Below are 12,256 nucleotides of genomic sequence, written 5' to 3'. Positions count from 1 at the left end.
AATACACAGTTTGTCGTTCATTTACCCGCAACTGAATAGCCGACTATCCAAGCCTGCCCATTCAAGACAAGCCAAAGGTACATCCACTTCGGACCACCAGTTGTCACTGAAATGTCTGAATGTTGTCTGCGCCCTTCAAGCCGGTTTAGAAGCGGGCTGACTTGGGCAATGATCCCGGGGATAACCTGGGCGAGAAGCAGCCGCTCGCTCCACGATAGAGAGATGTAGAAAAACCTTATTTCGGAGACGAGAAATTGGTTGTTGTTTTAAAGCAAACCTCATACGCAATTAACCCAACAGCCCAGCGCAAACGAAAAAGCGACGGCGGCTACGATAAAATCGCAGCCGCCGTCGCTTTTGTACTTCCTGTTCTTAGTGGCTCTTGCCTTGTGCCGAAGCCAGCTTCTCTTCCGCCACGCGTGCCACAGCGTTAGCCTCGTCGTACTTGACCTGATCGTCGCCGGCCTCGTTCCAGAGTTCCTGCGAGTGCTTCAGCTCCGACTCCGCCTCGGCCAGATCAATCTCTTCCGGATGCAGAGCCGTCTCAGCGAGGATCGTCACGCGCTCAGGGAGCACTTCGACAAAGCCCCAGGCCACGAAAAAGATCTGCTCACCGGCAGTGCCGCCGTGCAGACGAACCTCGCCCGCACCAAGCTCCGCCAGCAGCGGAGCCGCGCCGTACAGCGCCTCAAGATAACCCGACATCGAAGGCAATTCCACCGCCGCCGCCGTTGCATCGAGCAGCACACGATCCGGCGTCACCAGCCGTACCTGCAGCAACCCCGAGTTGTTCGTAGTATCAGCCATTCTTTTGAAGCCTCGGCTTAGGAATTAGCGTTTACTAATCCCTAAGCCCTGTTCCCTAATCCCTGCCTTTAAGCTGTCTGCTTCATCTTCTCGGCGGCGGCGAGAACGTCCTCAATGCCACCCTTCAGATAGAAAGCCTGCTCCGGAATCGAATCATGCTTGCCTTCGATGATCTCCTTGAAGCTGCGCACCGTATCCTCGACCTTGACGTACGCACCGGGGATACCGGTGAAGATCTCGGCGACGTGGAAAGGCTGCGAGAGGAAGCGCTGCACCTTACGCGCACGCGACACGGTGAGCTTGTCCTCTTCCGAGAGCTCGTCGATGCCAAGGATCGCGATGATGTCCTGCAGGTCCTTGTAGCGCTGCAGAATACGCTTCACACCCTGCGCCACATCGTAGTGCTCCTGGCCCACAACGCGAGCCGAAAGCACACGCGAGGTCGAGGTCAGCGGGTCCACAGCCGGATAGATACCAAGCTCCGACAGAGGACGCGAGAGCAACATGGTCGCGTCCAAGTGAGCGAAGGTCGTCGCGGGAGCCGGATCGGTAATATCGTCGGCGGGCACGTAGACGGCCTGCACGGATGTAACCGAGCCCTTTTTGGTCGAAGTAATGCGCTCCTGCAGCTCACCCATTTCGGTCGCGAGGTTCGGCTGGTAACCCACGGCCGAAGGCATACGGCCCAGCAGCGTGGAAACCTCGGAACCTGCCTGCGTGAAGCGGAAGATGTTGTCGATGAACAGCAGCGTGTCGGCGCCCTCGACGTCGCGGAAGTACTCCGCAACCGTCAGACCGGTCAGAGCCACGCGCAAACGTGCCCCCGGCGGCTCGGTCATCTGGCCGTAAATCAGTGCGGCTTTGCTCTTATTGAAGTCGTGTACGTCGATAACGCCCGACTCCTGGAACTCATGCCACAGATCGTTGCCCTCACGGGTACGCTCGCCGACTCCGGCAAACACCGAGAAGCCACCGTGCTTCATCGCAACGTTATTGATGAGCTCCTGAATCACGACGGTCTTGCCGACGCCGGCGCCGCCGAACAGGCCGATCTTGCCGCCCTTCAAGAAGGGCAGGATCAGGTCGACGACCTTGATGCCCGTCTCGAACATCTCCTCCGAGGTCGACTGCTCGTCGAACGCGGGAGCCTGACGGTGAATCGGCATGTGAGTCTTTGCATTCACCGGGCCGAGCTCGTCTACAGGTTCACCCAGCACATTGAGCACACGACCAAGCGTCTCGCGACCGACCGGCACCGTGATGCCTGCTCCGGTATCGATGGCCTTCATGCCGCGAACCATACCTTCGGTCGCCACCATGGCGATGCAACGCACGCGGCCTTCACCGAGATGCTGCTGCACCTCGACAATGACGTTCACCGGCTGCGGCGTGACAAAGCCGTCTCCGACGATGCGCAGCGCCTGGAAGATAGGAGGCATGTGCGCCTCTTCAAATTGCACGTCAACGGCCGGGCCGCTGATGCTGATCACTTTTCCGATGTTCTCTGCCATAACTTGTCTTACTCCGAACTCGCTGTTGCTTTTCTTTCTGTCAGCCCTACGGGGTCAGCTTTTGCTCTTGCTTTTCTTGTTGTCATTCCCGCAGGGAATCTGCTTCCCTACAGAGCCGCGGCACCACTAACAATTTCGATAATTTCCTTGGTAATCGCAGCCTGACGAACACGGTTCATGGTGAGCGAAAGCTTATCGATCAGATCGCCTGCATTCTTCGTGGCCGCATCGGTCGCGGTCATACGGGCCGCATGTTCCGCAGCCGTCGATTCCAGAAGCGCATGGAAGATCTGCGTCGTCACATAACGTGGCATCAGGTGGCGGAACAACCGTTCGGGAGCCTGGTCGAAGATGTAATCGACTTCAGCCGTGCCAAACTTCTTCGCCTCTTGATCGATCTCCGTCTCTTCCGGCTCATTGATCGAGACACCAGCGCTCTGTGCAGCCTTGCCCGCTGCTTCCTTCTGCTCTTCGGTCATCTCTTCGAGAGCCGTCACTTCGTGCGATCCCAGCTTGCGGATCGGCAGCAGCTTTTCCACCACAACGCGTTGCGAAATCACCGACTTGAACTCGTTGAAGACGATGTAAACCGAATCGATCTCACAGTGCTCGTACCGGTCGACGATCGAATGCGCCAGTTTGGTCACTTCGTCAAAGTCGGTCTTCACCAGCAGTGTCGGATGTTCAGCCGCCACTTCAATCGGAGCCTCACGATGCCGGATGTTCTCGATATGCTTCGAGAGCTCGTTATCGTAAAGCTCTTCCGTGTGCTCATACACCGCAGCCGGAAAACGCTTCTTGTAAAAACCGATCGCCTTCTTGCCGATCGGCTCCAGGTCGAGGTTCTGTCCCTGGGCACGGCGCTCGTCGATGAACTTCTGCGCAGCCTTGCCGATGTTCGAGTTAAAGCCGCCGGCAAAGCCCTTGTCGCCCGCCACTACCAGCACGAGCACATTTTTCTCTTCGCGCTCCACCAGCAGCGGATGCATGATATCGCCGGTCGCTTCATTGAAGAGATCCGTGCGGCGCACCAGCGATTCCAACACGTTGGTCAGCATCTGCGCGTAAGGCCGCGCCTGCATAGCGCGCTCCTGGGCGCGGCGCAGCTTGGCAGCCGAGACCATCTTCATGGCCTTGGTAATCTGCCGCGTGTTCTTCACGCTGCGGATGCGACGCCGTAAGTCGAGTACGTTTGCCATGCGTTCTTAGGCCTTTGCCCCCGCGGTTGCGGCTTCCTTGCGTGCTGCGAGGAAGTCCTGCTTGTAAGCGGTGATTGCGTCCTTCAAGCCCTTGCGAAGATCGTCGTCCAGAGCCTTCTTCGACTCGATGCCGGACAGAACCTGGGGAGCAGCCGAATCCATGTACGAATAGAAGCCATCCTCAAACGCGCGAATGTCCTTCACTTCAACATCGTCCAGCAGACCCTGCGTTCCGGCGAAGATGATCGCCACCTGCTGAACCCATGTCAGCGGCTTGAACTGGGGCTGCTTCAGCAGCTCCGTCAGGCGAGCGCCACGGTTCAACTGGTTCTGCGTAACCTTATCGAGATCGGAACCGAACTGGGCGAAAGCCGCCAGCTCGCGATACTGAGCGAGGTCGAGCTTCAGCGTCGATCCAACCTGCTTGGTCGCCTTGATCGCCGCCGCAAATCCTACGCGCGACACCGACAGACCGACGTTTACGGCAGGGCGAACGCCCGAGTTGAACAGATCGGTCTCGAAGAAGATCTGGCCGTCGGTGATCGAAATCACGTTGGTCGGAATGTAGGCCGAAACGTCGCCGGCCTGCGTCTCGATGATCGGCAGTGCGGTCAGCGAACCGCCGCCCAGCTCCTTCGACATCTTCGACGAACGCTCAAGCAGACGCGAATGCAGATAAAACACATCGCCGGGGTACGCTTCGCGGCCTGGCGGACGGCGCAGCAGCAGCGAGATCTCGCGGTACGAAGCGGCGTGCTTCGAGAGATCGTCATAGATGATCAGCGCATGCTTGCCGTTGTCGCGGAAGTACTCGCCCATCGCCGTCGCGGCGAACGGGGCAAGGTACTGCATCGGAGCCGGCTCGGAAGCAGTTGCGGCGACCACGATCGTGTAAGCCATCGCACCGTACTCTTCGAGCGTCTGCACCACAGCGGCAACCGACGAGCGCTTCTGACCGATCGCGCAGTAGATGCAGATCAGGTCGTTCTTCGCCGAGTTGATGATCGTATCCAGCGCGACCGAGGTCTTGCCGGTCTGGCGATCGCCGATCAGCAGCTCGCGCTGACCACGGCCGATAGGAATCATCGTGTCGATAGCCTTGATGCCCGTCGCCATCGGCTCCGTAACCGACTGGCGCGCAATCACACCGGGAGCGAGACGCTCAACCGGAAGCGTGTGCGGCGTATTGATCGGACCCTTGTCGTCGATGGGCTGGCCGAGCGCGTTAACCACGCGGCCGATCAGCGCTTCGCCCACGGGCACGGACATAATCTTGCCCGTACGCTTGACCTCATCGCCTTCCTTCAGCTCGCTGTAATCACCGAGAACGACCGTTCCGACCTGATCTTCGTCGAGGTTCATCGCGAGACCCATGATGCCGTGCGGGAACTCGATCAACTCACCGGCCATAACCTTGTCCAGGCCATGAACGCGTGCGATACCGTCGCCGAGGGTGATGATCGTGCCGACCTCGTCGACCTGCACGCGCTGCTCGTAGTTCTCGATCTGCTGGCGAAGGAGTTCTGTGATCTCGTTTGCCTGAATCTGTGCCATGCTCTTCCCTTTTCTTCCGTCTCTTCCAAACTCTTATATGCTGCGCTTTGTACTGTCTAAGCCCGTGCGGCAACTAGCCGCTGCTTCAACTGTTGCAACTGTCCGCGAACCGAACCATCGTACACAGTCGATCCGATACGGACCACCGCGCCGCCCAGCAACGAGGCATCCTCACGATACGTAGCCCGCACATGCTGGCCACCCGCAAGCTTTGCCACCTGCTGCTCCAGCAGATGACGATTGCTATCGTCCAGCGGACGCGCCGTAACAATCTCGGCCTCCGCCACTCCCGTCGCCTCATCCGCAAGCGCCAGGTAGGCTTCCAGAATCTGCCGCAGTTCATGCAGACGCTGATGATGCGTAATCACCGCAAGAAAATTGCGTGTCGCCGGGCTCATGCCGAGCCGTCCCGCAATCGCATCCAGCACCCGTAGTTTCTGCTGCTCGGGAATGGAGGGGTCCTCAAGGACCTCACGCAGATCGGCGCTGCCCTCAAGGGTAGCGGCAAAATCATTGAGCTGTCCCTGAACAGCAACGGCATCAAGCTTCTGCTCGGAGACAACAGCGGCAAAGGCACGGGCATAGCGGAGATCGACGATTGCCATTAGTTCTGGCCTCCCTTATCCGCGCCCAGACGATGCGCAAAGCTTTCGACCAGCAACCGGTCCGTCTCAGCCGTAACCACCAGCTTGCGCGCAGCCTGCTCCACAGCAAGCTCCGCAGCGTACTGCTGAATCTGGCGCTGGGCCAGCGTAGTCGCAGCTTGAATCTCAGCCTCAGCCGCAGCGATAATCTTCGCTTTCTCGTCTTCGACAGTGGCCTTGATACGCTGCTCGTCGCGAACAGAGTCGGCCTCAGCCTGCGAGCGCATTCCTGCGATCTGCGCATCGAGCTTGGCCAACCGCTCTTCAACCGAACTCAGGCGAGCCGCAGCCTCCTGCGTTGCCGTACGAGCATCGACAAGCTTCTTCTGGATCGAGGTGCTGCGATTGCGAAAGGTCTTCGGCAACGTCTTCAGCAGGCCGTAACCGACCAGAATTGCCAGAACGATAAAGTTGAAGACCTCGAAGGCCGTTGCAGCCTGACCAGGCTTCATCCCCAGCATGGCGCCAAACTTCTGCACCGTCGGAGACTGGCGATACGCCTCGTTCTCGTCCTTGATCTCTTCCTTCTTCTCGGGAACAGCGCTATCCGGCGCGCTGCGCTCTCCGCCATTGGCAAGAGGTTGCGACTGAGGCAGGCTTGCAGCCTGCGCAAACAGGACATGAGTTGGCGCCGAAAGTAGAACAGTAGCAAGTGAAAGCAGTGCGAGCCCACGAAGCCCGGTACGGAGTGAGAAACGAAGCATTACTGGTGCGCCTCCGAGATGTTGGTTCCGGCGGGGAGCACGGCACGGAGAATGCTATCGCTCAACTGCGCGGTCGCGCTTTCAATCTGAATACGTGCTGTAGCAGCGGAGGTTTCAATGTCCTTGCGCGCCATACGAATGCGCTCCTGGGCAACTTCACGGGCGGAGGCCAATGCGGCATCGCGCTCGCTATTCCACTGATGCAGCTTCTGCTCACGTGCGGCGACGATCTCAGCACGCGCGGCCCGCAGTTTTTCCTCGTAGGCCGCCGTCTCGGCTTCAGCCGCGGAGATCGCTCCACGAGCCTGCTCGACTGCACCGGTGGTGCGTGCGCGACGCTCTGCGAGGGTACGCTCCAGCGGCTTCTGCACCAGCAGGTTGTACGCGATCACCAGCAGAACGAACATGATCATCGTCGGCACAGAGCCGAGCACAAGACCGCCAAGTTGATTAAGTATTTCCATGAATTTTCAGGGTCTTACAGAGGACAAGGGGCATAGACTCGTGCCCTTTGCCGGCTCTCGCGCGGCGAGTAGAGATTGCGGCGCAAATTACTGGGGTTGTTACGAGTTAGTTGTAACAAACGCATAAGTGGAAAGTCAAAAACGCGGTGCGGTAAACGATGCGCCTGACCGGTTAACAGCCGTATTCAGAATAGCAAAAGAAATCGCGCCGCCAGGGCTGAAATTTACGCCATCGTGATATGAAAGGCATACACTAAATGCACCAGCCGGGACCCGTTCCGGGTCGTGCAGGCCGCGTGATAAGGGGACACCACCTCCGCTCCCCGCTCAGGCGGCCTGTATTGTTTTTGTACAGTTTTCCCTGCAATTTCATCCCTCAGACAATGCCTCCTCCTCGCGGAGTTGGTACTGCCGATAGCGCCGCAACAACGTCGCCGGCCCCAGCGCTGTCAGATAGACGAGATTGCCGTCAAAACGCTGTCCCGAAAGCGTCGCCCCCCGCTCCAGCGCCGACAAAATTCGTCCCTCCGACTGCGGAATCCGGAACCGAACCTCGATCAGGGGATCGGAGGTCAAAGCCGCGTCAATCGCATGCAGCAGATCATCCAACCCCGCCCCTGTCAGTCCGGAAACAGGGATCGTCCCCGGCGCAAAAGGCGTTTCAGGCGGCAGCAAATCGGTCTTATTCAGCACCTGCAGCGTCTGCTTCTCCCCGACATTCAGCTCGGACAACACAGCCTCTACCTGCGAGCGCTGCTCGTCGAGCGTCGGACTGGCGGCATCGCGAACGTGCAGCAGCAGCTCGGCGCGTTCCACCTCTTCGAGCGTCGCGCGAAAGCTGGTGACCAGCGCATGCGGAAGATTACGCAGGAACCCCACCGTATCCGACAACAAAACCTTGCGCCGCGAGGGCAGAGTGAGCTGCCGCAGCTTCGGATCGAGCGTAGCGAACATGCGTTCGGAGGCCAGAACCTCCGCTCCCGTCAGGGAGTTGAACAGGGTCGACTTGCCGGCATTGGTATAGCCCACCAGGGCGACCGTCGGCACCGGCACAGCTTCCCTGCGGCCACGCTGCTGGCGGCGAATCCGCCGTACGGCTTCGAGTTGCTGCTTGATCCGGTCGAGGCGAAGATTGATCCTGCGGCGATCGGTTTCGAGCTGTGTCTCACCGGGCCCGCGCGTTCCGATGCCGCCGCCAAGCTGCGACATCGATTTGCCCTTTCCCGCCAGCCGTGGGAGCTGATATTCCAACTGCGCCAGCTCCACCTGCAGCATGCCTTCTCTCGTCCGGGCGTGGCGCGCAAAGATGTCGAGAATCAACTGCGTACGGTCGATGACCGTGCAAGGCAGCCGCGCCTCCACGTTACGCGCCTGGGAGGGCGTCAGGTCATGGTCGAAGAGCACAAGGCTCGCCCCGGTAGCGGCCACGGTGGCGACGATCTCGTCGAGCTTGCCGCCGCCCACCAGCGTTGCCGGATCGGGATGAGGACGGCGCTGGATCAGCACCGCCGCTATAGTCGCACCAGCCGACCGCGCCAACTCCTGGAACTCGGCCAGAGAGGCATCGAAGTCCAGGTCCGCCGGCTTCGGCGGGCCGGACGAAGCGTCGATCTCCGGCTCTTCGCCTAGGGCAGAGCGATTGAGAATGGCCGCAGCGGCACGTGCCTGCTGCGCGGCAGGAGAGAGCCGCCGACGGTCCGCCGTGAATTCGATGGCAACCAGAACTGCCTGCTCCCTGGTTGCCTGCTGACGTGCCCGCAGAAGCGCCTGCTCCTGCGCTGCGACAAGGCGGGAGTCTTTGATGCTCGGTGAATATTTACTCGACAAAGTTTGAGAACCTGTTCAGAAACTATCAAACTATCGCAAAAGGGGACGACAAGCCATAAGGAACAGAACTAGAGCTACCCTGGCGAATCTCTTTCGCTTGCAGACAGTTTCCAGCCAAACCTCAGGCTCGTCGATCAACCGTTGCGCAGCACAGCTTCCACCGGCGCCACGCCTGTAGGCGGAACGCGATGGTCACGCAGCTCGGTAGGACGGCTTTCGCCGTGCAAGCCGGAGCGGCCGCTGACCACGGTAGAGATCGCATGCTTGAAGATGAGCTGCTCCTGCGCGTTGTTTTCTAGCAGGACGGAGTACTTATCGAACGAACGAATCTTGCCTGTTAGCTTGACACCGCTGACGAGGTAGATGGTGATAGGGCTTTTGTCCTTGCGGACCGTATTCAGAAACGTGTCCTGAATGTTCTGTGCCGGCTTTGAATCCATAAGGCCGATCTCCTTTTTCATTCGATACATTCCAAAGTGACAACCCGTCTCAGACTCAGACGCGAGCTAAGACGTGCAGCTCTACAGAGTTTGCAGGTATTCACCCTGACAAAGCTTCTCTGGATAGGGCCGCGCCCTTCGAGAGATTTCAACGCCTTGTCTGATGGTTAGACGGGCCTGCGCTGCAATGGTTCCAACTACAATGTTGAACGATGGTTCATAACGTTCGACAAAGCTCTCTGCAACCTGTTCCGATGCTCGATTTCTCGCGCGAGTTTGCTACGATTCGTGAAGAAGTGATGGCGGCCATCGCCGCGGTCTGCGAATCGCAACGCTTTATCCTTGGCCCGGAGGTCGCTCGCTTCGAACAAGCCGCCGCCGCGGCCTGTGGAGTGCCTTTCGCTATCGGCTGTGCCAGCGGCACCGATGCCCTCTGGCTGGCCATGGCAGCCCTTGAGATTGGCCCGGGCGATGCGGTGATTACGACCCCTTTCAGCTTTTTTGCCACCGTCAGCTCGATCCTTCGCGCGGGCGCAACCCCTCTCCTGGCGGACATCGACGAGCGCACCTTCAATCTCTCCCCCCACGCAGTCGCAGAGGTCCTCAACGCCCCCCTCCCGGCGGGGGCAGGCAGGGTGGCTGCGGTCATGCCGGTGCATCTCTACGGCCAATGCGCGGAGATGGACGAATTCACCACCCTTGGCCGGAAATATGGCTTCCGCCTCGTAGAAGACGCCGCCCAGGCCTTCGGGGCGAGCTGGAATGGAGTCGTAGCCGGCGGCCTCGGCGACGCTGCCGCGTTCAGCTTCTATCCGACGAAAAACCTCAGTGCCTTCGGCGATGCAGGCATGATGACCACCCGCGAGGCAAAGTCCGACGAACGCGCCAGAATGCTGCGCGCCCACGGCATGCGGCAGCGCTACTTCCACGACGAAGTCGGCTGGAACTCCCGGCTGGATACCCTGCAAGCGGCCGTTCTTGAAGTAAAACTACGCCTTGTGGCCGCCGGAAACCAGCGCCGCCGTGAACTCGCCGCCCTGTACGACCAGCGCTTCCGCGAGGCTGGCCTGGTGGGTGCTTCTACAGCAGAAGGAGTGGTACTCCCCTTCACCGATTCGCGTGCAGAACACGTCTTCCACCAATACGTAATCCGCGCCCCACGCCGCGATGAATTGCGAACTTTCCTCTCAGAACACAAGATTGGGACAGAAATCTACTATCCCCTGCCGCTGCACCTGCAGGAGAGTCTCAAATCTCTTGGGTATAAAAAAGGCGATTTCCCCATCAGCGAACGCGCCTCGGAAGAGGTCCTGGCCCTTCCGATCTATCCGGAACTGCGTGAGGACGAAGTGGATACGGTCGTCGAGGCCATCAGACGCTTCCATTCATAGCCGCCCGGGACACTTGTTTTTCTTTCTGTCATTCCCGAAGGGAATCTGCTTCTGTGCTCGTACCCACGTCCAGTCTCAGTGCGCTGGCGCGGACGAGTCCCCGGGAAGAAAGTCCACTCTGACCCAATGGCCTCCTGGAGAAGCATGCTCTTTCCCATCTGAACCGGTATATGCGCTTTCGGGCTCATACTTCCAGGTGATCCCCGTCGCCGTATCAAGCAGCAAGACGATCTTGAAGTAGCCCATTTTTTGTCCAGACTCTGTGTTCAGAATCTGATAACGGCCAGTCTTCTCTGGCACTGGTGGTTGCTTTGCCTCTTGAGACACAAGCGAGGGCGGCGTTATGCAACAGAGGGAGAGGACAAGCACTGTGAGCTTCATGCCAGCCATACTTTCAGTCTTGAACCCGAAGAGGCAAGCAAAAAGTACGTCTACCTGAAGGAGCTGTCTGGGCTGGATTTGCCAATCTATTCAGGCTGGGAAACCGCTCTCCGTTACCGCCTGCGCTTCTTAGCTTCCTTCGCCTTTTTCACCGGCTCAGGATCGGGATGAGCCTCCGCTGGAGGCTCCGTTCCGGGAGCGATCAGAATCCTCCGGCAGATATTGCCTTCGAGACGATACGTCTTCTCGATCGTCTTCGCGGGAGAGTAGATTCCCGTCACAGGATCAGGAGTCGGAATCGAAGCATCTCCCGCCAGCACGCGATAGCTGAAGGCCGGCAACTGAATCGACGAGTTCGGCGCATGGCCGTACGGATCGATATTGGCGCCTACGACGACCGGCAGATAGCCTGCGATGTTGTGCTCGCGAAACGCCGTCTCATAGCGATGTTTCTTCGTATTCCAGATAAAGACCCGAACCTGGTTGAAGTCGTACGGCAAGCCCGCCTTGTAGGGGCTGAGCAGGGTCAGATACTCCGGAATACTGGTAACGGTCTGCCCGTTGTTCAGGATGCCTGAATCGGGGTCGTCCACCATGGTCAGCACATAGGCACCAATGATCCGCTGCCCTTCGGCGTAGCGCACCAGGGTATCGGGAGCGTCGACATCGATCAGGTGGGAGTACAGCCACCCCGTATCGCCCTTCGCATCCCGAACCAGCCACCAATCCTCCATCACAGGCGCCGGAGGTCCTTCAGGCTGGTCCGCCGCCGCGTCCTTCCCTGCACCGGCCTTGCCTCGGCCACTCCCCACCGGTTTTGTAGCTGGCGTGGCAGCCCCGGGAGTAACAGGCTTTGCAATCGTGGCACGCCCCAGCAAACTCAGCTTGTCGCCCTCGGCCAGAAGAAAGAATCGGTCCGTCTTCAGGCCCGGGGCGATGTGCATGTACACCTCGTCGCGAGTAGCCGCAGAGGTAATCGCATGATCGCTAAGATGCTTCAGCCGCAACGCCTCGAACTGGTCGACCAGGCCCTGGTCGGCGACGTTCTTTTCCTTGATCCAGCCGACTTCCCCGCGCGGCGTCCGCACCTTGACGAAGCGCCGAGCGCGTTCGAGCACCACCAGTTTCTCGCCATTGGACACGGTCCCTGTACGGTTCGAGACCGGGGCCACCCGGTCTCGAAGGGTGTCTTCTTTCGCGGTCACGTAGACATAGGCGTCCGCAGGCTTGACCCTGAAGTGCGAACACCCCGCCAGTCCCAGCGAAAGAATCACTGTTACCGCAAGCAATGCAACTGACTTCGGGTTGATACCAAGCATGTTCAGGCGGTGCCT

At 59.3% G+C, this 12,256-nt stretch carries 11 protein-coding genes; 1 reads left to right on the top strand and 10 read right to left on the bottom strand.

Features of this window, described 5'->3' with window-relative positions:
- Window positions 1-372 precede the first annotated feature (372 nt).
- The 9 genes from atpC to hfq all read right to left on the bottom strand — a co-directional run bounded on the left by atpC (window position 373) and on the right by hfq (window position 9,150).
- Window positions 373-807 (bottom strand): ATP synthase F1 subunit epsilon, encoded by a 435-nt coding sequence (gene atpC / locus ACIX8_RS10155; RefSeq protein ID WP_014265250.1) that lies wholly within the window; start codon window positions 805-807, stop codon window positions 373-375.
- Window positions 808-875: 68 nt separating this feature from the next.
- The gene (atpD, locus tag ACIX8_RS10150) at window positions 876-2,318 is read right to left on the bottom strand and encodes a F0F1 ATP synthase subunit beta (RefSeq protein ID WP_014265249.1); all 1,443 of its coding nucleotides are present in this window, start codon (window positions 2,316-2,318) and stop codon (window positions 876-878) included.
- A 107-nt stretch (window positions 2,319-2,425) separates the two neighbouring features.
- Entirely contained in the window at window positions 2,426-3,517 is a 1,092-nt protein-coding gene (locus ACIX8_RS10145; RefSeq protein WP_014265248.1) for a F0F1 ATP synthase subunit gamma, read from the bottom strand.
- 6 nt (window positions 3,518-3,523) lie between these two features.
- The gene (gene atpA / locus ACIX8_RS10140) at window positions 3,524-5,071 is read right to left on the bottom strand and encodes a F0F1 ATP synthase subunit alpha (protein ID WP_014265247.1); all 1,548 of its coding nucleotides are present in this window, start codon (window positions 5,069-5,071) and stop codon (window positions 3,524-3,526) included.
- Window positions 5,072-5,127: 56 nt separating this feature from the next.
- Window positions 5,128-5,676: an ATP synthase F1 subunit delta gene (atpH, locus tag ACIX8_RS10135; RefSeq protein WP_014265246.1), complete on the bottom strand. Its 549-nt coding sequence runs from the start codon at window positions 5,674-5,676 to the stop codon at window positions 5,128-5,130.
- A complete protein-coding gene (locus ACIX8_RS10130; protein ID WP_014265245.1) occupies window positions 5,676-6,419 on the bottom strand; it encodes a F0F1 ATP synthase subunit B family protein in 744 nt (247 codons plus the stop codon). Before ACIX8_RS10130 ends, atpH begins: the two co-directional genes overlap by 1 nt.
- Window positions 6,419-6,883, bottom strand: coding sequence for a F0F1 ATP synthase subunit B family protein (locus ACIX8_RS10125; RefSeq protein ID WP_014265244.1), 465 nt, complete (start codon window positions 6,881-6,883; stop codon window positions 6,419-6,421). Before ACIX8_RS10125 ends, ACIX8_RS10130 begins: the two co-directional genes overlap by 1 nt.
- A 369-nt stretch (window positions 6,884-7,252) precedes the next feature.
- The gene (hflX, locus tag ACIX8_RS10120) at window positions 7,253-8,710 is read right to left on the bottom strand and encodes a GTPase HflX (RefSeq protein WP_014265243.1); all 1,458 of its coding nucleotides are present in this window, start codon (window positions 8,708-8,710) and stop codon (window positions 7,253-7,255) included.
- A gap of 134 nt (window positions 8,711-8,844) precedes the next feature.
- Window positions 8,845-9,150, bottom strand: a complete 306-nt coding sequence (gene hfq, locus ACIX8_RS10115) for an RNA chaperone Hfq (RefSeq protein WP_014265242.1) — start codon at window positions 9,148-9,150, stop codon at window positions 8,845-8,847.
- Between the two features lie 254 nt (window positions 9,151-9,404).
- Here hfq and ACIX8_RS10110 point away from each other — a divergent pair, with 254 nt between their 5' ends.
- Window positions 9,405-10,541, top strand: coding sequence for a DegT/DnrJ/EryC1/StrS family aminotransferase (locus ACIX8_RS10110; protein ID WP_014265241.1), 1,137 nt, complete (start codon window positions 9,405-9,407; stop codon window positions 10,539-10,541).
- Window positions 10,542-11,035: 494 nt separating this feature from the next.
- Here the strand turns inward: ACIX8_RS10110 and ACIX8_RS10100 are convergent, their stop codons facing one another.
- Window positions 11,036-12,241 carry an SH3 domain-containing protein gene (locus tag ACIX8_RS10100; protein WP_014265239.1) on the bottom strand — a complete coding sequence of 402 codons (1,206 nt, stop codon included), beginning with the start codon at window positions 12,239-12,241 and terminating at the stop codon, window positions 11,036-11,038.
- Window positions 12,242-12,256: the final 15 nt, after the last annotated feature.

The organism is Granulicella mallensis MP5ACTX8 (genome assembly GCF_000178955.2).
Classification (GTDB): domain Bacteria; phylum Acidobacteriota; class Terriglobia; order Terriglobales; family Acidobacteriaceae; genus Granulicella; species Granulicella mallensis.
Note: the sequence above shows the minus strand (reverse complement) of the source record. Positions and strands in the feature narration are given on the sequence as shown.

Coding starts and splice junctions, on each gene's coding strand:
- atpC (WP_014265250.1), bottom strand. CDS start 807: ATGGCTGATACTACGAACAACTCGGGGTTGCTGCAGGTACGGCTGGTG.
- atpD (WP_014265249.1), bottom strand. CDS start 2,318: ATGGCAGAGAACATCGGAAAAGTGATCAGCATCAGCGGCCCGGCCGTT.
- ACIX8_RS10145 (WP_014265248.1), bottom strand. CDS start 3,517: ATGGCAAACGTACTCGACTTACGGCGTCGCATCCGCAGCGTGAAGAAC.
- atpA (WP_014265247.1), bottom strand. CDS start 5,071: ATGGCACAGATTCAGGCAAACGAGATCACAGAACTCCTTCGCCAGCAG.
- atpH (WP_014265246.1), bottom strand. CDS start 5,676: ATGGCAATCGTCGATCTCCGCTATGCCCGTGCCTTTGCCGCTGTTGTC.
- ACIX8_RS10130 (WP_014265245.1), bottom strand. CDS start 6,419: ATGCTTCGTTTCTCACTCCGTACCGGGCTTCGTGGGCTCGCACTGCTT.
- ACIX8_RS10125 (WP_014265244.1), bottom strand. CDS start 6,883: ATGGAAATACTTAATCAACTTGGCGGTCTTGTGCTCGGCTCTGTGCCG.
- hfq (WP_014265242.1), bottom strand. CDS start 9,150: ATGGATTCAAAGCCGGCACAGAACATTCAGGACACGTTTCTGAATACG.
- ACIX8_RS10110 (WP_014265241.1), top strand. CDS start 9,405: ATGCTCGATTTCTCGCGCGAGTTTGCTACGATTCGTGAAGAAGTGATG.
- ACIX8_RS10100 (WP_014265239.1), bottom strand. CDS start 12,241: ATGCTTGGTATCAACCCGAAGTCAGTTGCATTGCTTGCGGTAACAGTG.